This is a genomic window from Mesorhizobium sp. M1169 (assembly GCF_040318345.1).
Classification (GTDB): Bacteria; Pseudomonadota; Alphaproteobacteria; order Rhizobiales; family Rhizobiaceae; genus Mesorhizobium.
In genome coordinates this window covers 1-21,857 of sequence record NZ_JAMYME010000005.1, presented here as the reverse complement: position 1 = coordinate 21,857, position 21,857 = coordinate 1, and the positions used below count along the sequence as shown (strand labels likewise).

Below are 21,857 nucleotides of genomic sequence, written 5' to 3'. Positions count from 1 at the left end.
AGCCGCCGGCTCTGCTCATGATATTCCAATCCGGCGACTTCGAAATGCCCAAGATTTCGGAGACCTTGCGTAAGGCAAACCGGCGGACAGCGCAAACCCGTCGTCGAATGAAGCGGCAGGCCTTGACAATTTTCCGACGAACAGTTTAGCTGAACAAAATTGCATGTTAAAGATAAATTGTTCACAGGGAGGGGCCTGGTGAACAAAGTGGCCCGGTGATGCAGCGCCGGATTGCTGTGGAGGAGACAAAGTGGCTGTGAGCAACGACGCAAGCAATTTGAAGGCAGGCGAGTTGAAGGCAGGCTCTGGCGCGCAGGCTACGGCGGGCGCAAGGTTTTCGGCTGTCTTTGCCGGAACCATGGGTCCGCTGATCGGGCTGGCTCTGCTGTGCCTGGCGCTCTCGCTGACTACCGACACGTTCCTGACCATCCGCAACATCCTCAACGTGCTCGACCAGGTCACCGTGCTCGGCATCATGGCGATCGGCATGACGCTGGTCATCCTGATCGGCGGCATCGACCTGTCCGTCGGCTCGGTGCTGGCGCTGGCTTCCATGGTGATGGGCTTCGTCGCCCATCCGGACTATCTCAATCTCGGCCTGCCCGCCGGCATCGCCGCGGCCCTCGTCGTCGCCGGTCTTTGCGGCCTGGTTTCGGGCCTGCTGGTGACGGTCACCAAGCTGCCGCCCTTCATCGCCACGTTGGCGATGATGTCGGTGGCGCGCGGCCTCGCCAACATGATCACCGACGGCTCGCAGATCGTCGGCTTTCCCGACTGGTTCACCAGCCTGTCGATAATCCGCCATTTCGGCTTCCTCTCGGTCACCGTCGGGCTGATGATCGTGCTTGCCGTCATTTTCGCGATCTTCCTGAATTATCGCGCTACCGGCCGTAGCCTGTACGCAATCGGCGGCAGCGCCGAAGTCGCCCGGCTGTCCGGCATACCGGTCAAGTCGCTGACAAACTGGGTCTATGCGATCTGCGCCGTGCTGGCCGGTCTCGCCGGCATCGTGCTTGCCGCCCGGCTCGATTCCGTCCAGCCGAGCTCCGGCCTTGGCTACGAACTCGACACCATCGCGGCGGTGGTGATCGGCGGCGCCAGCCTGTCGGGCGGCGTCGGTTCGATCGGCGGCACAGCCATCGGCGTCCTCATCATCGGCGTGCTGCGCAACGGGCTGAACCTGCTCGGTGTCTCGCCCTTCATCCAGCAAGTGGTTATCGGCGTGGTGATCGCGCTGGCGGTGGCCACCGACACGTGGCGGCGCCGAGCACAATGAAGAATGGGGCACAATGAAGAATTGGGCTCAATGAGATTCGCCCCGATATTCGGGCGAAAACGGATCGGTGATCCGAAACTGGGAGTTGTTCGGCCAAGGGGCGCCGCGATGCGCGGGCAGGACAGATTGAACATCAACGGAGGAATAAACATGCTGACCAAACGTTCATTGCTGCTTGCCGCCGCGGCCGTCATCCCGCTGCTTGGCCTGTCCGACATGGCCTCGGCCAAGGAGGCCAAAAAGCTCGGGCTCGCCGTCGCCAATCTGCAGGCCGACTTCTTCAACCAGATCAAGCAGTCCGTCGAAGCCTACGGCAAGGAAAAGGGCATCGAGGTCGTTACCGTCGACGCCAAGGGCGATTCGGCGACTCAGGTCAGCCAGGTGCAGGACCTGATCACGCAGAACATCGATGCGCTGATCTATATTCCGGCCGGCGCCACCGCCGCCACCGTGCCGACCAAGACCGCCAAGGCTGCCGGCATCCCGGTCGTCAATGTCGACCGCAACGCCAATGGCGCGCCCGGCGATACCTTCATCGCAACCAACAGCGTGGCATCGGCCAAGGCGGTTTGCGACTACATCGCCAAGCAGGCCGGCGGCAAGGGCGAGCTGATCATCATCCACGGCCAGAAGGGCACGACGCCCGAAGTCGACCGCTCGAAGGGCTGCGGCGAAGCGCTGAAAGGCTATCCCGACATCAAGGTTGTCGGAGAATTGTGGAGCGAAGGCTGGCACCAGGACGAAGGTTTCAAGCTGACGCAGGATCTGTTGCAGTCGCACCCCGACGTGTCGATCGTCATCGGCCAGGCCGATGCGCTGGCGCTCGGTGCGGCGCAGGCGGTCAAGGTCGCCAATCCCGGCCATAAGGTCTGGGTTGCCGGCTTCGACGGCGATGTGGCGGCGCTCAAGGCACTGAAGGACGGCGTCTTCGACGTGACCGCGACGCAGCAAACCCAGGGCATGGGCCGGCTCGCCGTCGACGCAGCAATCAAGCTGGTGGCCGGCGAGACCATTCCCGCCGAACAACTGCAGGATGCGACGCTGACCACCAAGGACAATGTCGAGCAGTTCATCGCCAAGCATCCCTGATTGAGACCAGTCCGGCAGTCGACGAGCGCAACGATGTCCACCGATCCTCGCCACACGCACAGCGCCAATAACGGGCTCGTCGTCAGCGGCCTCTGCAAAAGCTACGGGCCGGTGCAGGTCCTGGCCGATGCGAGCTTCGAGGTGCGGCCGGGCGAGGTCGTGGCGCTGCTTGGCGAAAACGGCGCCGGCAAGTCCACCGTCTCGAACATCATCGCCGGCTCGACCAAACCCGATGCTGGCACCATCTCCTGGCGGGGGAACCCTTATTCCCCCGCCAATCCTGCCGCGGCGATCGACGCCGGCATCGGCATGATCCACCAGGAGCTGAAGCTCTTGCCCGATCTGTCGGTCGCCGAAAATGTCTATGTCGGCCGCCTGCCGATGCGTGGCGGCCGCATCGACCGCGCGGCAATGAACGCACGGGCATCGGCCCAGTTGAAGCGCCTCGGCCTCGATGTCTCGCCCGAGCGCAAGGTGCGCACGCTGCGTATCGCCGCCCAGCAGCAGGTCGAGATCGCCAAGGCGCTGACGCTCAATGCCGAGCTGCTGATCTTCGACGAACCGACGGCCGCCCTTGGCGGCGAGGAAACGGAGCTCCTGTTCCAGCAGATCCGCAAGCTCAAGGCGGAAGGCATGTCCTTCATCTATATCAGCCACCGGCTGGACGAGATCGCCCAGATCGCTGATCGCGTGGTGGTGATGCGCGACGGGCGCATCGTCGCCCGGCACGAGCGCGCCGACATTCCGGTGCGCACCGTCGTCGAGCAAATGGTCGGCCGCAGTGTCGAGCGGATGTTCCCTACGATATCGGCGCCGGGCAACGACACGCTGCTCGAGGTCGAGAACCTGTCCTCGCCGGAACGCAGCTTTCAAAATGTCAGCTTTTCAGTGCGGGCCGGCGAAATCCTCGGCATTGCCGGGCTGATCGGCGCCGGACGCACGGAGCTGGTGCGGGCGATCGCCGGTGCCGATCCGATCTCATCGGGATCGGTGCGCGTCGCCGGCAAGCCGGTGCATCTCAATGGCCCGGCGGCGGCGATCAAGGCCGGCGTCGTCCTGGTACCGGAAGACCGCAAGGCGCAGGGCGTGGTGCTCGACCAGACGATCGGCGAGAACCTGGCGATCGGCAATTTCGACCATGTGGCGCCGAATGGCTGGGTGTTTCCGAAGGCGGTGCAGAAATTCGCCGAGGCCGGCATTCGCCGGCTTGGCGTCAAGGGCCGGCCGAACCAGGCGGTCAGCAAGCTTTCAGGCGGCAACCAGCAGAAGGTGATCATCGCCAAATGGGTGTCGCGCCCGCCCAAGGTGTTCATCCTGGACGAGCCGACGCGCGGCATCGACGTCGGTGCACGCGCCGCGATCTATGATGTCATTGCCGACCTTGCCCGCTCCGGCATGGCGGTGGTGGTGGTGAGCTCCGACCTCGAGGAAGTGCTCGGCCTGTCACATCGCGTGCTGGTGCTGAGCCGCGGCCGGCAACGCGGCATTCTCGACCGCAGCGAAGCAAGCAATATCGCCGTGATGGAACTAGCCACGAGCTAGGACGCCCATCGAAACAAAGCGCAGCAGGTGGTATCCTCCCGGGCACCAGACCGCGCGGGGCGCCAGCAACAGAGTTGGCGCCCCTTTATTTCCGGAGGACGGCGGTTGGAGCAGAGGGACCGACGATGAAATTATTCGACCTTCATGGTGACGTGGCACTTGTGACAGGCGCCGGCAGCGGCATCGGGCAGGCAATCGCCATTGGGCTGGCCGAGGCCGGCGCCGATATAGCCTGCTTCGGCCACGCCTCGAAAGGCGGGCTGGAGGAGACCGCGCACCGGATCACGGCACTCGGCGGCAAGGCGCTTGTGCTGAACGGCACGGTGACTTCAGAGGCCGATCTCGCGGCCGCGATCGAGCGTACGGAGATGGAACTCGGCGCGTTGACCATCGCCGTCAACAATGCCGGCGTCGCCGGAGCTGAGCCGGCAGAGACGCTGTCGCTGGAGAAATGGCAGAAGCTCTATGACGTCAATGTCAGCGGCGTGTTTCTGTCCTGCCAGGCCGAGGCCCGCGCCATGCTGACGCGGCGCAAGGGCTCGATCATCAACATCGCGTCGATGTCGGGCTCGATCGTCAATCGCGGCCTGACCCAGGCGCATTACAATTCGTCGAAGGCCGCGGTCATCCACATGTCGAAGAGCCTCGCCATGGAATGGGCCGATCGCGGCCTGCGCGTCAATGTCGTCAGCCCCGGCTACACGCTGACGCCGATGAACAAGCGGCCGGAGGTCGCCGACCAGGTCAGGATCTTTGAGCGCGACACGCCGATGGGCCGCATGGCGGCGCCGGAAGAGATGGTCGGCCCGACCGTGTTCCTGGCCAGCCGCGCCTCGAGTTTCGTCACCGGGATCGACCTGATCGTCGATGGCGGCTTCGTCTGCTGGTAGGAGAAAAGATGCAGAAGCGATTCCAGGGAAAAACGGCGGTCATCACCGGCGCCAGCGGCGGCATCGGCGCGGCAATGGCCAGGCGCTTCGCGGCGGAAGGTGCCGCGGTCGTCGTCAGCGCCATCGACGCGCGCGTCGAAGAGGTCGCCGCCGATCTCAAGGCTGCGGGCGCCAGGGTCGCATCGCTGCGCATGGATGTGACGAAGAAAGACGAAGTCGTCGCCCTCTATGACCTAGCCGAGCAGGAGTTCGGCCGCGTCGATGTCTCCGTGCAGAATGCCGGTGTCATCACCATCGCCAGGATCGAGGCGATGACCGAGGCCGAATGGGACAAGGTGATGGCTGTCAACACCAAGGGCGTGTTCCTGTGCTGCCAGGAGGCGATCGCGCGCATCCGCAAGCATGGCGATGGCGGCCGGCTGATCAACACCGCATCCGGCCAGGCGCGGCAGGGCTTTATCTACACGCCGCATTATGCGGCCTCGAAATTCGGCGTCGTCGGCGTCACCCAGAGCCTGGCCAAGGAAGTGGCCAAGGAGAAGATCACCGTCAACGCGATCTGCCCCGGCATCATCGACACCGATATGTGGGCCTATAACGATGCCGCATGGGGCAAGTTGATGGGCGACTACAAGCCCGGCGAGCTGATGGCCGAATGGGTGAAGAACATCCCGATGGGCCGCGCCGGCAGCGGCGAGGACGTCTCCGGCCTGGTCAGCTTTCTCGCCAGCGACGATGCGGCCTACATCACCGGCCAGACCATCAATGTCGATGGCGGCCTGATCATGTCGTGAGCGGCGCGGGCCGACGTACCATCGACCGGATATGAATGCCGCTTCGCTGCGTTCAGGCTGCTCGGCCCGCCCGAGCCAATCCATGTTCCACGAGCCGGTCGATGATTTCGGAATAGCTGACGCCGCTTGCCGCCATTGCCTTGGAATACATGCTGATGTCGGTGAAGCCGGGGATGGTGTTGATTTCATTGACCAGGAACTGCATGTCCGGCGTCAGAAAGAAGTCGATGCGGGCCATCCCGTCACAGCCGACGGCTCTGAAAGCCCTTGCGGCCACGTCCCGCATGCCTGCCTCGACCTCCGGCGGCAGATCGGCCGGCACTCTTAGCGCCGCGCCGTTCTCGTCGATGTATTTGGCATCGTAGCTATAGAAATCGTGGCTTTCGGCCGGCACGATCTCGCCTGGCCGCGAGACGAACAGGTCGCCTGCCGGGTCCTCCAACACGCTATATTCGATCTCGCGCCCACGAATGAATTCCTCAGCCAACAGCTTGCAATCGTGCCGGAAGGCTTCAGCAAGCGCTCCATCGAATTCCTGGCTGGCATGGACTTTTCCGACGCCGACAGACGATCCCTGACGCGCCGGTTTGATGAAGAACGGCAGGCCGAGCTCGCCTTCCAGTGTGGCGAGGGCGGGCGCCGCACCTTCATGGATCGTCACTGAGCGCGCGATTGGCAGCCCCGCCGCTTCCAGGAGCCGTTTGGCGATGTCCTTGTCCAGCGCGGTTGCCGAACCCAGGATGCCGCAGCCGGCGAGCGGCACCCGAGCCACCTCGGCCACCCCCTGTACCGAGCCGTCTTCGCCATGAGGGCCGTGCAGTACGGGAAACAGGATGTCGATCTTCGGCAGGTCATAGGGCGTGCCGTCGGCCGGGATCGCCATCATCCGTCCGTGCCCGCCCGGAACCAGGCAAACTTCCAAACCGCCCGCAGGCTTTGCGAGCGTACCATCCTGGAAGCTGCTCAGCAGCCACTGTCCTTCGCGCGTGACGAAGATTGGGACGGCATCGTATTTGGCGGGCAGCAGCGCACGCATGACATTGGTTGCTGAAAGCACCGAAACGTCATGCTCGGCGGAACGTCCGCCAAAGAGCACGGCAATGCGCAGTCTGTTCAAGGAGGAGGTCTGCTGCATTGTATAGGTATCCTGTCCTTGCGGCTCGCATACGGGATGACCGGCAACCTTGGCTTTTTTCGAACCGATCTGCGGGTCCATGTAAAAAGACGGGCCGTGAAATTGGCACCGGCGTTATTCGTTGCGCGACATGACCGTTGGTATATATAATTTCATCTCATGAAAGTGGCTCTGGGCGAGTTGCCGAGCCAACAGCCGAGATCATGGGACTTTGATGGTTTGCCCCTCAAGACCGGCGATCGATCCGTGGATGACTGCTTTGGCAGCAATCCTTCGGCAGTCATGACGCGGCCGGTCCCGCCACATCTTCACCAATTTGGGCACCACCCCGTTTTGCGCCGGCATCCGCTTCGGCAGCATTGTGGCGCCTACGGCCTTGCGCAACGACCAGCTTTTCCAACACAATCAAAAAAAGACGCAAGAAGGGAACTAACGATAATTTCCACCAGAGCTTGACAGGAGAACAAGCATGTCACTTCGGAGCATGATTTCGAATTTCTCAATGGGAGCCTTAACACTTGCCGCAGCCGCACTGACATCTTCGGCCTATGCGGCCGCGCCGGAATCCAACGACCCGATCAAGATCGCGCTGTTCGATTGGACCAGCGTCAATCTGAACGCCAAGATCCTCGGCGGCATCCTCGAAAAGCTCGGCTATACCGTCGAGTATCCGACCGCCGACTATCTCTCCAGCCTGACCACCGGCCTGACCAATGGCGACATCGATGTCGGCCTGGAATTCTGGGACACGACGGCCGGCGAGGCGATGAAGGCCTCGGACGCGACGGGCCAGACCGAACGCCTCGGCAAGCTCGGACCCAAGGCCAAGGAAGAATGGTGGTTTCCCGAATATATGAAAGAGAAATGCCCCGGCCTGCCGAACTGGGAAGCGCTGAAAGACCCGAAATGCGCCGAGGCCTTCTCGACGGCCGAAACCGCGCCGAAGGGGCGTTATCTTGGCGGACCCGTGACATGGGAAGGTTTTGACGATGAACGCATCGAGGCGCTGAAACTGCCCTTCACCGTCATCCATGCCGGCACCGACGCGGCGATGTTCGCCGAACTGGACTCGGCCTATCAGCGCAAGGCGCCGATCATGCTGTGGATCTATTCGCCGCATTGGGCGCCGGCCAAATACAAGGGCGAATGGGTCGAATTCCCCGACTATACGACCGAGTGCTACACCGACCCGAAATGGGGTGTGAACCCCGACGCGAAATATGACTGCGGCAAGCCGCATGGCGAGATCTGGAAATATTCCTGGGCCGGCATGAAGGACAAATGGCCGGTCGCCTACAAGGTCGCGAAAAACTACACGGTCGATACCGACGAGCTCAACAAGATGAGCGGCGAGATCGATCTCGAAGGCAAGACGCCGGAAGACGTCGCCGCCGCCTGGATCGCCGCCCACGAAGCCGACTGGAAAGCCTGGGCCGAGTGACCGTCTGACTGGAAACGCGACGACCCGGCCAGTCAGGGCCGGGTCTCGATCCCCTATTCCAGAAGGACGATTGCATGAGCGATACGATTGAACAGGCGGTGAAAGCAACGGGCAAGGATGCCCGCCCGATAAAGCTTGGCTGTCGCAATGTCTGGAAGCTGTTCGGGGCGGACGCGGCCAATTTCATCCGCCGGCGCGACGGCAAGGCCAGCCTGGCGGACATCGCCGCGGCCGGACTGGTTGGCGCGGTGCGCGCCGTCGATCTCGAAATCCGCCAGGGCGAGATCTTCATCATCATGGGACTTTCGGGGTCCGGCAAATCGACGCTGGTGCGCTGCATGTCGCGGCTGATCGAGCCGACCCACGGCAAGGTCGAGTTTGAAGGCAAGGACCTGCTCAAGATTTCCGATGCCGCGCTGATCGAGCTGCGACGCCACCGCATGGGCATGGTGTTCCAGAATTTTGCCTTGCTGCCGCATCTCAACGTACTGGAGAACATCGCCTTTCCCTTGGGCATCCAGGGGCAGGACCGGCCGACGCGCGAGAAGCGGGCCCGTGAAGTCATCGAGCTGGTTGGCTTGCGCGGCCGCGAGCATTTCTATCCGCGCGAGCTTTCCGGCGGACAGCAGCAGCGTGTCGGCATCGCCCGCAGCCTCGCCACGAAGCCGGAAATCTGGTTCCTCGACGAGCCGTTCTCGGCTCTCGATCCGCTGATCCGCCGTGAGATGCAGGACGAGCTGATGCGGCTGCAGACCATGCTGCACAAGACCATCGTCTTCATCACCCATGATTTCGACGAGGCCATCCGGCTGGCCGACCGGATCGCCATCATGAAGGACGGCGAGGTCATCCAGATCGGCACGCCGGAAGAGCTGGTGGTCAACCCGGCGACCGACTATGTCGCCGAATTCACCCGCGATGTCGATCGCGCCAAGGTGATCTCGGCGCGCCGCCTGATGCGCGCCTGCGACGGCGCCGAGTACGGCGGCACGGTCGCGCCGGATGCCAAGATATCAAGTTTTTCGGCAGATATCGTCTCTGCCGGCAAGCCCTTCGCGGTGGTCAACGGCACCGGCAAGCCGATCGGCGAAGTCACGCCGCAGGCGGTGATCGATCTTCTCGCCGGCATCGAGCGTCGTGGGGCCGGCGGATGACCGTCACGGCAAGCGCCAGCGCAGCGAGGCCCCGGCCGGTTCAAACCTGGCTGGCGATCTGGGCCTGTGCGCTCGCCGCCGTGCTTATTGTCTTCCTGCTGCAGGAAAGCCTGCCCTGGGCGGTCAATTACCCGGCCGGCGCGATCGTTCCTGTCGCTGACTGGGTCGGTGCGCTGATGAACCGGGTGAAGTCGAACTTCTCCTGGCTGACCCGCTCGATCACCGCGGTGCTTGGCGTGCCGCTCGATTTCGCGCTCGGTCTTCTGGCCAAGAATTTCAAGATCGGCCATGGCGCGGATATGATCGTCTTGCCGCGCCTGTCCTGGGTCGGCGTCTGCGCTGCCGCCTACCTTGCCGGACGCGCCGCCGGCGGCTGGAAGCTGGGTGCGCTGGCCGGCGGCTGTTTTCTCTACATCGCGCTGTTCGGGCAGTGGACCAGCGCCATGCTGACGCTGGGCTTGATCTCGATCGCCGTGCCGTTTTGCATTGTTACTGGGCTGTTCGCCGGCATCTGGGCATGGCGCAAGCCTTGGGCGGAGAGGTTGTTGATCTCCCCTGCCCTCGATCTGATGCAGACGATCCCGACCTTCGCCTATCTGATCCCGATGCTGCTTCTGTTCGGCAACAGCCCGGTCTCGGCAATGATCGCGACGGCAATTTTCGCGACGCCGCCAATGGTGCGGGCGACGATGCTCGGCCTGTCGCGGGTGCCGTCGGAGATCGACGATTTCAGCGAGATGGCCGGCTGCACGGCACGGCAGAAGCTGTGGCGGGTGCTGTTGCCGTCGGCGCGGCCGACATTGATGGTCGGCGTCAACCAGGTCATCATGCTGGCGCTCAACATGGTGATCATCGCCTCGATGATCGGTGCCGGTGGGCTCGGCTATGACGTGCTTTTGGCGTTGCGCGCACTCAAGGTCGGCGAGGCGATGGAAGCTGGCCTCGCCATTGTCGCACTGGCAATTGCACTCGACCGGCTGAGCCAGGCGATCGCGCACAATCACGCCAAGGGCAATGTCCGCCACCAGGCCAGCACCAGTTTCTGGCGGCGCTATCCCAATCTGACGCTGGCCGTTGCCATCCTCGCCGTCGCCACGCTGCTCGGCCTGTTCGTGCCGGCGTTCGCCACGGTGCCGAAGGCGATCACCTTCACCACCGCGCCTTTGTGGAAGGCGGCGGTGAACTGGATCACCATCAACTTCTTCGACACGATCGAAGCGTTCCGCGTGGCGCTTATCCTCAACGTGCTGAACCCGGTGCGCGCCTTCTGCGAGGGCTTTCCGTGGCTGGGCGCGGTGTGTCTCCTCGGCCTTGCCGGCTACCAGCTCGGCGGCTTGCGCCTCGCCGCCCTGGTCGCGGCTTTGACAGCGTTCTGCGCCGTCACCGGACTTTGGGAAAAGACCATGGCGACGGTCTATTTGTGCGGCATCTCCGCCTTTATCGCCTGCCTGATCGGCATCCCGATCGGGCTGATGGCATCGCGCAGCGACCGCTTCGAAAAGACCGTCACGCCGGTCATCGACACGCTGCAGGTGCTGCCGTCGTTCTGCTTCATCATTCCGGTGGTGATGCTGTTCAGGGTCGGCGACGTCACCGCGATGATCGCCACCGTCGCCTTCGCCGTGGTGCCGGCGATCCGCTACACCAATCACGGGATCCGGCAGGTGCCGCCGGCGCTGATCGAGGCGGCGAAGGTTTCGGGCTGCACCAGGCGCCAGACCTTCTTTCGCGTGCAGCTGCCGCTGGCGTTGCCCGAGATCATGCTCGGCGTCAACCAGACCATCCTGATGGCGCTGGCGATGATCATCATCTGCGCCATGGTCGGCACGCGCGATCTCGGCCAGGAGGTGTTCATCGCCCTGTCCAAGGCCGATTCCGGTCGCGGCATCGTCGCCGGCCTAGCCATCGCCTTCATCGGCATCGTCGCAGACCGGCTGTTCAACGCCTGGACGGCGAAGGCTCGGGCAAGGCTGGGATAGTCCGGAATAGGACGGCCTCAGGAAGCTGCCGCCAAGCGCGCCGTTAACGAGGCACCGATCCCTACGTCTAAAGACATAGCCATTCGGGATTATTGCTCGTTTTTGCCTCACATCGTACGGCTGTTATGGGACGGGTAGGCTCAACAGGAGAGCGGATAATGTCTACACGCGTTCCCTTTACTACCAGTGATCTAGCAGATCATCAGTGGGGTATCGATGACGCCCTCACAGGCGATCCGAATACGAATATCTTGACCGGCGACGCTGGCGGCAGCCTGCTCGATTTCTCAAGAGGCGGCAACGACACCTTTACGGAAACCGCACCGTCGACTTACACCTTCTACGGCGACGCGGCTCGGAGCTTGTTCAATTTTGCTCGGGGCGGTGACGACACCTTCACGGTGTCGAGCTCCTCCACCACCACTGCTTACGGTGACGCGGGCGACGATATGTCGGACCACAGCAAGGGCGGCAACGACACTTTCACGGGCGCCGCGCAAGCCAGCAACATTTTCTTCGGCGACGCCGGCGGCAACATGATCGGCCATGCTCAGGGCGGCGACGACCGTTTCACGGCCTTTCCCAACTCCTTCAACACTTTCTACGGTGACGCCGGCGTCGATATGTCCGACCACAGCAAGGGTGGCAATGACACCTTCGAGGGCACCAGCGTGGCCGTCAACATTTTCTTTGGCGACGCCGGGAACAACATGTCTGGCCATGCTCAAGGTGGCGACGACCGTTTCACGGCCAGGAGCGACTCCAGCAACGCTTTCTACGGGGACACCAGCGGCGATATGTCGGACTACAGCAAGGGCGGCAACGACACTTTCAATGGCGCTAGTGACGCCAACACTATTTTCTACGGTGATGCCGGTCGCAGCATGTCTGGCCATGCTCAGGGTGGCGACGACCATTACACAGACTTTGGTGGCACGATTCAGACCAAAACCTTCTTTGGCGACGCGAGCCTACATATGTCCGACTTTGCTAAGGGCGGCGACGACACCTTCACGAGCGTGGGTGGGTTCGTGATAAGTTTCTATGGTGACGCGGCCGGCATCATGTCCGACTCTGCTAGCGGGGGCGATGACGTGGCCGTGCTGCAAGGCACCCATAATTTCGCCTATGGCGACGCTGGCGCGATGGCCGGCAATGCTGTGGGCGGCAATGATATCCTAACCGGCGGCAATAAGAGCTCTGGTCCTGATGTTCAAAGCGAGTTGTATGGCGACACATTCGCTATGTCCGGGTCCGCCGCGGGCGGCAACGATATTCTTACCGGGGGCCTCAACAGCGGAAGCGGCCAGGTCCGTAATTTCCTGTGCGGCGACGCTCTGCAGATGTCCGGTTCGGCCAGGGGCGGAAACGATACCCTGTACGCCGGGACCGCGGCACCCGGCTGCACCGTCGTCAACGACATGTGGGGTGACGGGCAACTGAGCGAACTGGCTCAGGGCGGCAGAGATCAATTCATATTCAAGGACGATGTTTCAATGACGGTCGGAACCCAAAACACCATCTACGATTTCAGCCAGACCCAAGACGACACCATTGTATTTAGTGGCGTGGAGGGCGTGCAATCGTTCGATGATCTCACAATTGCGCAAAGTGGAACCGACACCATCATTACCGCAGGACTCGATCAAGTTACTCTCGCAAACTTTACAAGCCCGCTGACGACGGGTGACTTTTTGTTTGTCTGAAAGCGAAGCTCTTATCGCATTCGAAGAGGGGGAATGCGTGAGAATTCGTTGAGCATCGTCGCGCGGCCGGTCGCCCCAATAATGCTCGACGGGCCGATCGACAATCCAAGCCGCAGTCATGGATCAGGCGGCCAGGAATCTCTCGGTCAAACGAGCCCAGAGCGCTGCGCCGACGGTCAGATTGCCGTCGTTGAAATCATATTTCGAGCTGTGCAGGATGGCTGAATCCTCGCCGTTTCCGAGGCGCAGAAAGCAACCGGGTTTGTGTTCGAGGAAATAAGAAAAGTCTTCGCTGCCGGGGATCAACGGGCAGACGGACACCTTGTCCTGACCGACGAGTTCGACAGCGATGTCTGTCGCAAAGGACGTCTCGCGCTCGGAATTGACCACCACCGGGTAGCCGCGCTCGTAATCGATCTCGACCGTTGCGCCATGCGCCTGCGCTACAAGTGCTGCGATATTGCGAATACGCTGCTCGAGCGTGTCGCGGATCTCGGCGGAGAAGGAGCGGACGCTCAACGTGATTTCGGCGTGTTCCGGAATGACGTTGGAGGCCGTGCCTCCGTGAATCGTGCCGACGGTGACGACAGCGGTCTCGATCGGGTTGACGTTGCGCGACACAACCGTCTGCAGGGTCATGACGATGTTGGCGGCAGCGACGATCGGGTCGACCGTCAGGTGCGGACGCGAGGCGTGGCCGCCACGCCCGGCGATCCTGATGGTGACGGTATCGCTCGCCGCCATCAGCGGCCCGGCGCGCATCAGGAACGAACCCGTCGGCGCGCCCGGGTGGTTGTGCAGCCCGAAAATCGCATCGCAGGGAAAGCGCTCGAACAGGCCGTCGGCGATCATCGCCTGCGCCCCGCTTCCCTTGCCGGCTTCCTCGGCCGGCTGGAAGATGAGGTTCACCGTGCCGTTGAAATGCCGTGTGCGCGCCAGGTATTCGGCGGCGCCGAGCAGCATCGTGGTGTGGCCGTCATGACCGCAGGCGTGCATCTTGCCGCTGGCCTGGCTGGCATAAGGGAGATTGGTAGCTTCGGTGATCGGCAGGGCGTCCATGTCGGCACGGATGGCGATGCTGCGGCCGCTGCCCTGGCGCAGGCGGCCGACGACGCCGAACCCGCCGACATTGCGCGTCACCTCATAGCCCCAGCTTTCGAGCCGTTCGGCAACGTATACAGCCGTTTCGCGCTCCTGGAATGAAAGCTCGGGATGCGCGTGCAGGTGCTGGCGGGCCGCTGCAAGCTCGGCGGCCTTGTCGGCGAAGTCGGAAATATCGGCGAACTGGTTGGAGGTCTTTGGCATGGAAGGTCCTTTGCCGGCCGAGCAGGTGCCGCGCCGGCTTTGCTTTTAGATGAAACGGCTCAAGAAAGCCCGCGTGCGCGGGTGCCTGGGTTTGGCGAGAACCTCGTCCGGAGGCCCGGCCTCGATCACATTACCGTCGTCCATGAACACCACCCGATCCGCCGCTTCGCGGGCGAAGCCGATCTCATGCGTGACCACGATCATGGTCAAGCCCTGCCTGGCGAGATCGCGCATGGTGGCGAGCACCTCGCCGACCAGCTCCGGATCGAGCGCCGAGGTCGGCTCGTCGAAGAGCATCAATTTCGGGCGGATGGCGAGCGCACGGGCGATGGCGACGCGCTGCTGCTGGCCGCCTGAAAGCTGGCGCGGATAGGCGTCGATCTTGTCGGCAAGACCGACACGGGTCAGCAGTTCGCGGGCGTAGCCGATCGCCTCCTTGCGGTTCTCCCGGTGAACGCCGACCGGAGCCTCGATGACGTTCTGCAGGGTCGTCATGTGCGGATAGAGATTGAACTGCTGGAACACCATGCCGATCTTGCGCCGCTGCGCGGCGATCGCGCGGTCGGAAAGTTTGTCGAGGCGGCCGTCGTGCAACCGGTAACCGATCTGCTCGCCGTCCACCTCGATCGACCCCTGGTCGATCGCCTCGAGATGATTGATGCATCGCAGGAAGGTCGACTTTCCGGAGCCGGACGGTCCGAGAATGACCACCACCTCGCCAGGCGCGACGTCCAGATCAATGCCCTTCAGCACCTCGAGCGGGCCGAAGGCCTTGTGAACGTCGCGCGCCCGCACCAGGGGCGTGTCATGCGCGCTCATTGGCGGCCTCCAGGGTGGCGGTCGCCGTCTTCTCGCGCGCACCGCGATCGCCGCGGCTGTAGTGGCGTTCGATCGCGCCTTGCGCGACATTGAGGACCGAGGTGATCAGCAGGTACCACAGCACTGCAACCATCAGCAGCGGAATGATTTCGAAGGTGCGGTTGTAGATCGATTGCACCGAGTAGAGCAGGTCGGCCATGGCGATGACGCTGACAAGCGACGTCGCCTTGATCATGCTGATCAGCTGATTGCCGGTCGGCGGCACGATCGACCGCATCGCCTGCGGGATGATGATGCGCCGCAAGGCCCGCGCGCGGGTCATGCCGAAGGCTTCAGCCGTTTCGGCCTGTCCCTTGTCCACCGACAGCAGCCCGCCACGGATGATCTCGGCCATGTAGGCGGCCTCGTTCAGCGCCAGACCAAGAACGGCGGCCGTCAAGGGCGTGATCAGGTCGTTGGTGTTCCAACTGGCGAAGCCAATGGAAATGCGCGGAAACAGCGTCGAAAGGTTGTACCACAGGATCAATTGCACCAGCAGCGGCGTTCCCCGGAAGAACCAGATGAACAGGCCGGAGAGAAGGGATGCCAGCCTATCGTTCGACATGCGCGCGATGGCGAGCAGCAGGCCGAGCACGATACCCAGGATCATCGCCACGACCGTCAGGCCGAGCGTTACGGAAAGCCCCTGCATGACCGTCGGATCGAAGAAATACTGGGCGACGACCGGCCAGCCGAAATTCGGGTTGACTGCAACGATATAGGCGAAGCCGGCTGCCACGGCGACGGTGAACGCCCAGAGCGCCAGCCGGGCGAGCGGAAACGGCCGGTGGGCTCGTTTGACGTCGCGCAGCGCGTCGTCGGGACGTCGCGGCAGCCCGGCCGCGTAGGCAGCGGTGGCGTCGGTCATGGCAGCCTCTACTGGCCCTGGTTGATGCCTGGCGCGTCGATCATGTTCTCCTCGAGGCCCCACTTCTTCATGACCGCGGCGTAGGTGCCGTTCTTCATCAGGATCTTGAAGGCGTCGAGCAGCACGCCGCCCAGCGGCGAACCCTTCTTTACGACGGCGCCTTGGTAGATGTCCTTGAAGCCGTTGGCCTGGCCGACCCCGGCGAGTTCCAGCTGGCCCTTCGCCTGCTCGACGAAATAGGTCAGCGGCGCCTGCGAGGAGAAGAATGCGTCGGAGCGTTTCGACCGGACGGCCAGTATCGAGCTCGGCTGGTCGGTGAAGGATTGCACCTCGACGGCCGGCTTGCCGCCCTCGGTGCATTTCTGCGCCTGCTGCTTGATGACCTTTTCGGCCGAGCCACCCGACATGACGGCGATGCGCTTGCCGCACGCGGTGTCGAGCGAGGTGATGCCTTGCGGGTTGCCCTTCTCGACGGCGAAGACGACGTATTCGCGCACCCAATCGATGAAGTCGTTGGATTTCTGGCGGTCGGGATAGTCGCCGACAGGTCCCATCGCGAACTGATATCTGCCGGCATTGATGCCGCTCAGCAAAGCCGGCAGGCCGGCGACCGAGGCATGATCGATCTCGACGCCGAGCAGCTGGCCGATGGCGTCGGAAATGTCCCTGGTCGCCCCCGACAGTTCGGTGCCGGTGACGATCTCATAGGGCGGGAACGAGCCGTTGTTGACGGCTGTGATCTTTCCCGCCGTGCGGATCTCTTCCGGCAGCCGGGCCCGCAAATCCTCGTTCACCGATTGCTTCTGGATATCCTGGGCAAAGCTGGCCTGCGCCAGCATGGTGACGAGCGAGGCGAATATGAAGCTGATTGTCCTCATGGCATTCTCCTTCGTGTTCTTCGTTGTGCGTTGTCAGGCTGCGGTGGCCCGCGATATGGCCTCGAAAGGAAACAAGGCTTCGGCGGAAATCGGTTCCGCCAGGATGCCCTGGGCATGGAGCTCGGTGACGAAATCCTCGATCATGCGCCGGTTGGCCGGCAGGCCGCTGGCGTTCCAGGAGGCAGGCAGGTCGCGCCCCGCATGAACCAGCTCCTCGAGGATCCAGGGCGAGGTATCGGCGTATTTTCGGCGCTTTGCCGTCCAGACGCGCTGGCTTTCGTCGATCAGCCTGGCGAGTTCCTGCGGCAGCCAGGGGTGCTCCCTGGCCACTGCCGCCTTGACGGCGACCAGATGCATGCCCGGGACATAACCGACGTCGGCGAAATAGGCGCGTTCGGCCGCGCGAAAATCGCGCAGCACTTGCCGGAAGCCGGAAACCGGGCCGAAAAAGCCGTCCGGCATGAAGGGCGTGAAAACGGCGTCGAGCTCGCCTTGCGACAGCAGCTCCATCATCGGGCGCTCGCCTGGTGCTGCTTCGATGCGCCCCGGCCTGCCGAATCCGTCGAGGCGGTCGGCGATCGGGTGCTCCGATGTCAGCCTGCCGGCGAACCAATAGGCATCCTCGACGCCGACGCCTTCCCGGCGAAGCGCCGCGCGCGTCCATGTGTTGCCGGAATCGCGCCAGCCGGTCACGCCGATGCGTTTGCCGGCAAGGTCGGAAAGCCGTTCCAACGGGCTGGCCTCGACCGTTATGATGCAGCGATGGCGAAAGCCGCGCATGATGAAGCACGGTATTCCAACCACCGTATCCCTGCCGGAAGCCATGGCCGACACATAACGGCTGAACGAGACCTCCGCCGCATCGTAGTTCGGATCGGTGCCGAGATCCGGAATGAGCGTGGCGACGCGGTCAACCTTCACCGACAAGCGGCTCGAAGTGACGTCACCCAGCACCAAAGGGGTGAGATAGTCCCAATCGCGGGTGGCTATAGTGATGGAGACGGGCATCGGCATGAACTTCAAAGCTATGTTTGACCGGCGATTGGTAAATGTTTATTTTTGGCCGATCAAATGTTATTATGTTATTGAACATTAGCTTTGATGGTCGCGGGTGCCGATGGATTTGGATGCAGGATGGTTCGCTGATCGCCTTGGCGACCGCACGATGCGCGGCATCGCACGCGAGACCAGTGCGCTGATCAGAAGCGGCGCGCTGCCTGTCGGCGCAAAGCTTCCGCCGGTGCGCGATCTGGCCTATGTGCTTGGCGTCAGCCCGGCGACGGTCTCGCAGGCGTGGAGCGAGTTGCGGCGCTACAAGATCATCGGCGGCCGCGGACGCAACGGCACCTGGATCATGGGCAACCGCTTTGCCGCCCGGCCCGAGCGCCACATGAGCGGCGGCAATTACGGACACGACGTTCTGAACCTGGCGATCGCGGAGCCCGATGTGAGGCTCTTGCCGCCGCTCGACATCGCGCTGGCGCATGGTGCGCGCGCCGAAAAGCTCAACAGCTACGAGCGGGTGCGCATCCTGCCCGAGCTGGAGGCGGCAGTGCGCCCGTCATGGCCGTACGATCCCGGCGCGTTCCTGGCCACCAATGGCGGTTACAACGCCATCTACACCTTGCTGCATGCGCTGGTCCCGCCGGGAGCGCCGGTGGCCATCGAGAACCCGACGGCGCTTCGCCTGCTCGACATCCTCGAGGATCTCGACGTGCCGATCATCCCGGTAGACTGCGACAGCGACGGTCCCTTGCCGGATGCACTTGCCAACGCTCTGCGGCAGCGGCCCGTCGCGTTCCTGTTCCAGCCGCGCGTCCATTCGGTGACCGGCGCCTGCATGTCGTCGGCGCGGCTGGAAGTCATCGGCGACCTGCTCGCCGGCACCGACGTGCTGATTGTCGAAGATGACGGCGTCGGCGATATTGCCTCGGCGCCGCGCATTTCGCTTGGCCGGCGTTTTCCCGATCGCGTCGTCCATATCCTGTCCTATTCCAAGACCCACGGCCCGGATTTGCGGCTCGCCGTGCTGTCCGGATCGGCGACGATCGTCGAGCAGATCCAGTCCTACCGCAGCTTCAGCTCGGGATGGACCAGCCGCATCCTGCAGGCAGCCACCGCCTGGCTGCTGCAAGACCCGGCCACGGCCGCCCTGGTGGAGCAGGCGAAGGAGGTATACCGCGGCCGTCGCGAACGGCTCGCCGGCGAACTGGCCAAACGCAATGTCGATATCGACGCCGGACACGGTCTCAGCGTCCTCATTCCGGTTGCTTCGGAACCTTACGCAATGGTCACGCTGGCCGCCCACGGCATCGCGGTCCATGCCGGAGCGAAGTTTTCGACCGGAAAAACGAACGCTGTCCGCGTCGCGACCAGCATTCTGGACGAGGAGCACCTCGAGCACGTCGCAAATTCCCTGGCGCTGGCAGCCGACCCGGCGCGGGAAGTTGTCTGAGGCAAGTCAATCGCCGTTCGGACTGCTACTCCGCCGCCACGCCCTTCATCTCGAGATAGCTTTCCATCGAATCGTCCATCGCCTGCAGCCACGGCGTATGATGCAGCGGCGCCATCGTGCCGGTCATCAGCGAGCGGTAGGCATGGTCGCGGAAGCCCATAATGTCTTGCGCCTTGTGGTGCTCCCACTCCATGAAGGTCTGATTGACAGCCTCGACATCGAAGCCGGGATAGTCGGTCTGCTCCATCAGCTCCCTGGTGTAGTCGCCCTGGAACCAGATCATCTGCTCGGCGTCTTCAAGCGTTTCCTCGCGTGCCCGCCATTTCCGGCCGTGCTCGGCCATGGCTTCGGCTGAGGGCAGATTGATGCGGCCCATGATGACGTCGCGGGCGAACCAGGCCTGCGCGTCGAACATGTTGAAGGTGTAGAACTGGTCCTGCATGCCGATATAGGACAGCTTCGGGTTTTTCTCCCAGACGACGCCCTCGTAGAGCCCGTCCGGCCACATGCGGTTGGCGGTCTTCAGCTTCAAATCCTCGGTGAGGAACGGGAAGGAATGGAGGTAACCGGTGCACAGGATGATGGCGTCGACGTCTTTGGTGCTGCCGTCCTTGAAATGCGCCGTCTTGCCGACGACCTTCTGCAGAAGCGGCACTTCCTTCCAGTTCTCCGGCCATTTGAAGCCCATCGGCTTCGAGCGGTAGCTGGAGGTGATCGATCTGGCGCCGTATTTGTAGCATTGCGAGCCGATGTCCTCGGCTGAATAGGAGCGGCCGATTATCAAAATGTCCTTGCCCTTGAATTCCATGGCGTCGCGGAAATCGTGGCTGTGCAGGATACGGCCGTTGAAGGTCGAAAAGCCCTCGAAATAGGGAACGTTGGGCACGGAGAAATGACCCGAGGCGACGACGACATTGTCGAACTCTTCCGAGTAGGTGACGTCGCTGGTGCGGTCATGCGCGGTGACGGTGAATTTTTTTGTCGTTTCGGAAAAGGTGACCATGCGCACCGGACTGTTGAAGCGCACCCATTGGCGCACGCCGGATTTTTCGACGCGGCCCTTGATGTAGTCCCACAGCACGGCGCGCGGCGGATAGGAGCCGATCGGCCGGCCGAAATGCTCCTCGAAGGTGTAGTCGGCGAATTCGAGGCATTCCTTCGGGCCGTTCGACCAGAGATAGCGGTACATCGAGCCGTGCACCGGATCGCCGTGCTCGTCGAGGCCGGTGCGCCAGGTGTAGTTCCACAGGCCGCCCCAGTCGGACTGCTTTTCGAAGCAGACGATCTCGGGAATATCGGCGCCCTTGTCGGCGGCCGACTTGAAGGCCCTGAGCTGGGCCATGCCGGACGGCCCGGCTCCGATGACGGCAACACGATCTTTCATTGCGGGCCTCCCGATCTCATTTCCCTAACGAAACAAATTTCACTGACAGGACAGTAATTGCCCCTTCGATGCTGTCAACAGGGCTTGTCGCGAAACCGCGTTTCGCCCAGCTGGATTTCCAAGCAACGCGGTAGCTCGGGCGAAATCCGGACATTGCGCAATTCGACACGGTGGCTTGCCGTGGCAGTTGCGCTTCTGTATCGGCACCGAATATGTTCACCGTGAGTGAAATGAATCGGCAAGGTCCGGGGTGGCAACATGGCGAAAAAAGCATCCAGTCTAAAGCCCGCTGCGGCCGTCGTCGCCGCCAAAGCCAAGCCGTCGGTCGCTGCAATCGATCCGCGCAAGATACGCGCGCCGCTCACCCAGAACCCGCACGCCATTCGCGACACCCGCGAAAAGGTCCTGGAGGTCGCCATCGGCCGCGAGGTGCGGGCCTTCCGCAAGAAGCTCGGCATCACCGTCGCCGATCTGGCTGCCGCCACCGACATTTCGCTTGGCATGCTGTCGAAGATCGAGAACGGCATCACCTCGCCATCGCTGACCACGTTGCAGGCGCTGTCGCGGGCACTCGGCGTTCCCGTCACCGCCTTCTTCCGCCGCTTCGAGGAAGAGCGCAGTGCCGTCTTCGTCAAGGCCGGCGAAGGCCTCGACGTCGAACGCCGCGGCACGCGCGCCGGCCACCAGTACAATCTGCTCGGCCATATCGGCTCGAACACCAGCGGTGTCGTCGTCGAACCCTATCTGATCACGCTGACCGAGGATTCCGACGTGTTCCCGACCTTCCAGCACGAGGGCATGGAGTTCCTCTATATGCTCGAAGGCGAGGTGGTTTACCGGCACGGCAGCAATCTCTACCCGATGAAGCCCGGCGACAGCCTGTTCTTCGACGCCGACGCGCCGCACGGACCGGAAGTGCTGAGCGTCCTGCCGATGCGGTATTTGTCGATCATCTGCTACCCGCAGAGCAGCGCGGGGTGAGCCGGAGATGAGGGCGCGCAAGCAATCCTGGATCGCCGCACTCCACGGCCACGGTAACGGCATGGATCCTAGGGTCTCCGCTACGTCGTAGCAGAGACCCAAGCTGTCTCATATAAACATAA

At 62.9% G+C, this 21,857-nt stretch carries 18 protein-coding genes; 11 read left to right on the top strand and 7 right to left on the bottom strand.

Annotated features, from left to right (window positions below):
- Window positions 1–292: 292 nt before the first annotated feature.
- The 5 genes from NKH41_RS06840 (at window position 293) to NKH41_RS06820 (ending at window position 5,591) form a co-directional block, all read left to right on the top strand.
- A complete protein-coding gene (locus tag NKH41_RS06840) occupies window positions 293–1,276 on the top strand; it encodes an ABC transporter permease (protein ID WP_502895673.1) in 984 nt (327 codons plus the stop codon).
- Window positions 1,277–1,426: 150 nt separating this feature from the next.
- Complete coding sequence (locus tag NKH41_RS06835; protein WP_352768872.1) at window positions 1,427–2,365, top strand: sugar ABC transporter substrate-binding protein; 939 nt, start codon at window positions 1,427–1,429, stop codon at window positions 2,363–2,365.
- Between the two features lie 33 nt (window positions 2,366–2,398).
- Window positions 2,399–3,907, top strand: a complete 1,509-nt coding sequence (locus NKH41_RS06830; protein WP_352473403.1) for a sugar ABC transporter ATP-binding protein — start codon at window positions 2,399–2,401, stop codon at window positions 3,905–3,907.
- Between the two features lie 125 nt (window positions 3,908–4,032).
- Complete coding sequence (locus tag NKH41_RS06825; RefSeq protein ID WP_352502025.1) at window positions 4,033–4,797, top strand: SDR family oxidoreductase; 765 nt, start codon at window positions 4,033–4,035, stop codon at window positions 4,795–4,797.
- 8 nt (window positions 4,798–4,805) lie between these two features.
- The gene (locus NKH41_RS06820; protein ID WP_352768875.1) at window positions 4,806–5,591 is read left to right on the top strand and encodes an SDR family oxidoreductase; all 786 of its coding nucleotides are present in this window, start codon (window positions 4,806–4,808) and stop codon (window positions 5,589–5,591) included.
- A 52-nt stretch (window positions 5,592–5,643) separates the two neighbouring features.
- On the opposite strand, the gene NKH41_RS06815 is transcribed toward NKH41_RS06820, so the two are convergent.
- The gene (locus NKH41_RS06815) at window positions 5,644–6,726 is read right to left on the bottom strand and encodes a D-alanine--D-alanine ligase family protein (protein WP_352768878.1); all 1,083 of its coding nucleotides are present in this window, start codon (window positions 6,724–6,726) and stop codon (window positions 5,644–5,646) included.
- A 469-nt stretch (window positions 6,727–7,195) separates the two neighbouring features.
- Between NKH41_RS06815 and NKH41_RS06810 the strand changes: the two genes are divergently transcribed.
- From NKH41_RS06810 to NKH41_RS06795, 4 genes are all read left to right on the top strand, one after another.
- Window positions 7,196–8,167, top strand: a complete 972-nt coding sequence (locus NKH41_RS06810; RefSeq protein WP_352768881.1) for an ABC transporter substrate-binding protein — start codon at window positions 7,196–7,198, stop codon at window positions 8,165–8,167.
- 74 nt (window positions 8,168–8,241) lie between these two features.
- Window positions 8,242–9,321, top strand: a complete 1,080-nt coding sequence (locus tag NKH41_RS06805) for a quaternary amine ABC transporter ATP-binding protein (RefSeq protein WP_352473409.1) — start codon at window positions 8,242–8,244, stop codon at window positions 9,319–9,321.
- A complete protein-coding gene (locus tag NKH41_RS06800) occupies window positions 9,318–11,300 on the top strand; it encodes an ABC transporter permease (RefSeq protein ID WP_352768884.1) in 1,983 nt (660 codons plus the stop codon). Before NKH41_RS06805 ends, NKH41_RS06800 begins: the two co-directional genes overlap by 4 nt.
- A 158-nt stretch (window positions 11,301–11,458) precedes the next feature.
- Entirely contained in the window at window positions 11,459–13,006 is a 1,548-nt protein-coding gene (locus NKH41_RS06795; protein ID WP_352768887.1) for an autotransporter outer membrane beta-barrel domain-containing protein, read from the top strand.
- A 123-nt stretch (window positions 13,007–13,129) separates the two neighbouring features.
- On the opposite strand, the gene NKH41_RS06790 is transcribed toward NKH41_RS06795, so the two are convergent.
- The 5 genes from NKH41_RS06790 to NKH41_RS06770 all read right to left on the bottom strand — a co-directional run bounded on the left by NKH41_RS06790 (window position 13,130) and on the right by NKH41_RS06770 (window position 17,923).
- Complete coding sequence (locus NKH41_RS06790) at window positions 13,130–14,311, bottom strand: M20 aminoacylase family protein (protein ID WP_352768889.1); 1,182 nt, start codon at window positions 14,309–14,311, stop codon at window positions 13,130–13,132.
- A gap of 45 nt (window positions 14,312–14,356) precedes the next feature.
- A complete protein-coding gene (locus NKH41_RS06785; RefSeq protein WP_352768892.1) occupies window positions 14,357–15,130 on the bottom strand; it encodes an amino acid ABC transporter ATP-binding protein in 774 nt (257 codons plus the stop codon).
- On the bottom strand, window positions 15,117–16,037 hold the full coding sequence (locus tag NKH41_RS06780) for an amino acid ABC transporter permease (protein ID WP_352502032.1): 921 nt from the start codon (window positions 16,035–16,037) through the stop codon (window positions 15,117–15,119). Before NKH41_RS06780 ends, NKH41_RS06785 begins: the two co-directional genes overlap by 14 nt.
- An 8-nt stretch (window positions 16,038–16,045) precedes the next feature.
- Window positions 16,046–16,876, bottom strand: coding sequence for an ABC transporter substrate-binding protein (locus NKH41_RS06775; protein ID WP_502895674.1), 831 nt, complete (start codon window positions 16,874–16,876; stop codon window positions 16,046–16,048).
- A 72-nt stretch (window positions 16,877–16,948) separates the two neighbouring features.
- Window positions 16,949–17,923 carry a substrate-binding domain-containing protein gene (locus NKH41_RS06770; RefSeq protein ID WP_352768898.1) on the bottom strand — a complete coding sequence of 325 codons (975 nt, stop codon included), beginning with the start codon at window positions 17,921–17,923 and terminating at the stop codon, window positions 16,949–16,951.
- A 109-nt stretch (window positions 17,924–18,032) separates the two neighbouring features.
- Here NKH41_RS06770 and NKH41_RS06765 point away from each other — a divergent pair, with 109 nt between their 5' ends.
- Complete coding sequence (locus NKH41_RS06765) at window positions 18,033–19,370, top strand: aminotransferase-like domain-containing protein (protein ID WP_352768900.1); 1,338 nt, start codon at window positions 18,033–18,035, stop codon at window positions 19,368–19,370.
- A 25-nt stretch (window positions 19,371–19,395) separates the two neighbouring features.
- Here the strand turns inward: NKH41_RS06765 and NKH41_RS06760 are convergent, their stop codons facing one another.
- The gene (locus tag NKH41_RS06760) at window positions 19,396–20,754 is read right to left on the bottom strand and encodes a trimethylamine monooxygenase (RefSeq protein ID WP_352768903.1); all 1,359 of its coding nucleotides are present in this window, start codon (window positions 20,752–20,754) and stop codon (window positions 19,396–19,398) included.
- Window positions 20,755–21,012: 258 nt separating this feature from the next.
- Between NKH41_RS06760 and NKH41_RS06755 the strand changes: the two genes are divergently transcribed.
- On the top strand, window positions 21,013–21,735 hold the full coding sequence (locus NKH41_RS06755; RefSeq protein WP_352768906.1) for a helix-turn-helix domain-containing protein: 723 nt from the start codon (window positions 21,013–21,015) through the stop codon (window positions 21,733–21,735).
- Window positions 21,736–21,857: the final 122 nt, after the last annotated feature.

Excerpts from the sequence above, each read along its gene's own strand:
- NKH41_RS06835 (WP_352768872.1), top strand. The coding sequence starts at position 1,427 with ATGCTGACCAAACGTTCATTGCTGCTTGCCGCCGCGGCCGTCATCCCG.
- NKH41_RS06830 (WP_352473403.1), top strand. The coding sequence starts at position 2,399 with ATGTCCACCGATCCTCGCCACACGCACAGCGCCAATAACGGGCTCGTC.
- NKH41_RS06825 (WP_352502025.1), top strand. The coding sequence starts at position 4,033 with ATGAAATTATTCGACCTTCATGGTGACGTGGCACTTGTGACAGGCGCC.
- NKH41_RS06820 (WP_352768875.1), top strand. The coding sequence starts at position 4,806 with ATGCAGAAGCGATTCCAGGGAAAAACGGCGGTCATCACCGGCGCCAGC.
- NKH41_RS06815 (WP_352768878.1), bottom strand. The coding sequence starts at position 6,726 with ATGCAGCAGACCTCCTCCTTGAACAGACTGCGCATTGCCGTGCTCTTT.
- NKH41_RS06810 (WP_352768881.1), top strand. The coding sequence starts at position 7,196 with ATGTCACTTCGGAGCATGATTTCGAATTTCTCAATGGGAGCCTTAACA.
- NKH41_RS06805 (WP_352473409.1), top strand. The coding sequence starts at position 8,242 with ATGAGCGATACGATTGAACAGGCGGTGAAAGCAACGGGCAAGGATGCC.
- NKH41_RS06800 (WP_352768884.1), top strand. The coding sequence starts at position 9,318 with ATGACCGTCACGGCAAGCGCCAGCGCAGCGAGGCCCCGGCCGGTTCAA.
- NKH41_RS06795 (WP_352768887.1), top strand. The coding sequence starts at position 11,459 with ATGTCTACACGCGTTCCCTTTACTACCAGTGATCTAGCAGATCATCAG.
- NKH41_RS06790 (WP_352768889.1), bottom strand. The coding sequence starts at position 14,311 with ATGCCAAAGACCTCCAACCAGTTCGCCGATATTTCCGACTTCGCCGAC.
- NKH41_RS06785 (WP_352768892.1), bottom strand. The coding sequence starts at position 15,130 with ATGAGCGCGCATGACACGCCCCTGGTGCGGGCGCGCGACGTTCACAAG.
- NKH41_RS06780 (WP_352502032.1), bottom strand. The coding sequence starts at position 16,037 with ATGACCGACGCCACCGCTGCCTACGCGGCCGGGCTGCCGCGACGTCCC.
- NKH41_RS06775 (WP_502895674.1), bottom strand. The coding sequence starts at position 16,876 with ATGCTGGCGCAGGCCAGCTTTGCCCAGGATATCCAGAAGCAATCGGTG.
- NKH41_RS06770 (WP_352768898.1), bottom strand. The coding sequence starts at position 17,923 with ATGCCCGTCTCCATCACTATAGCCACCCGCGATTGGGACTATCTCACC.
- NKH41_RS06765 (WP_352768900.1), top strand. The coding sequence starts at position 18,033 with ATGGATTTGGATGCAGGATGGTTCGCTGATCGCCTTGGCGACCGCACG.
- NKH41_RS06760 (WP_352768903.1), bottom strand. The coding sequence starts at position 20,754 with ATGAAAGATCGTGTTGCCGTCATCGGAGCCGGGCCGTCCGGCATGGCC.
- NKH41_RS06755 (WP_352768906.1), top strand. The coding sequence starts at position 21,013 with ATGGCGAAAAAAGCATCCAGTCTAAAGCCCGCTGCGGCCGTCGTCGCC.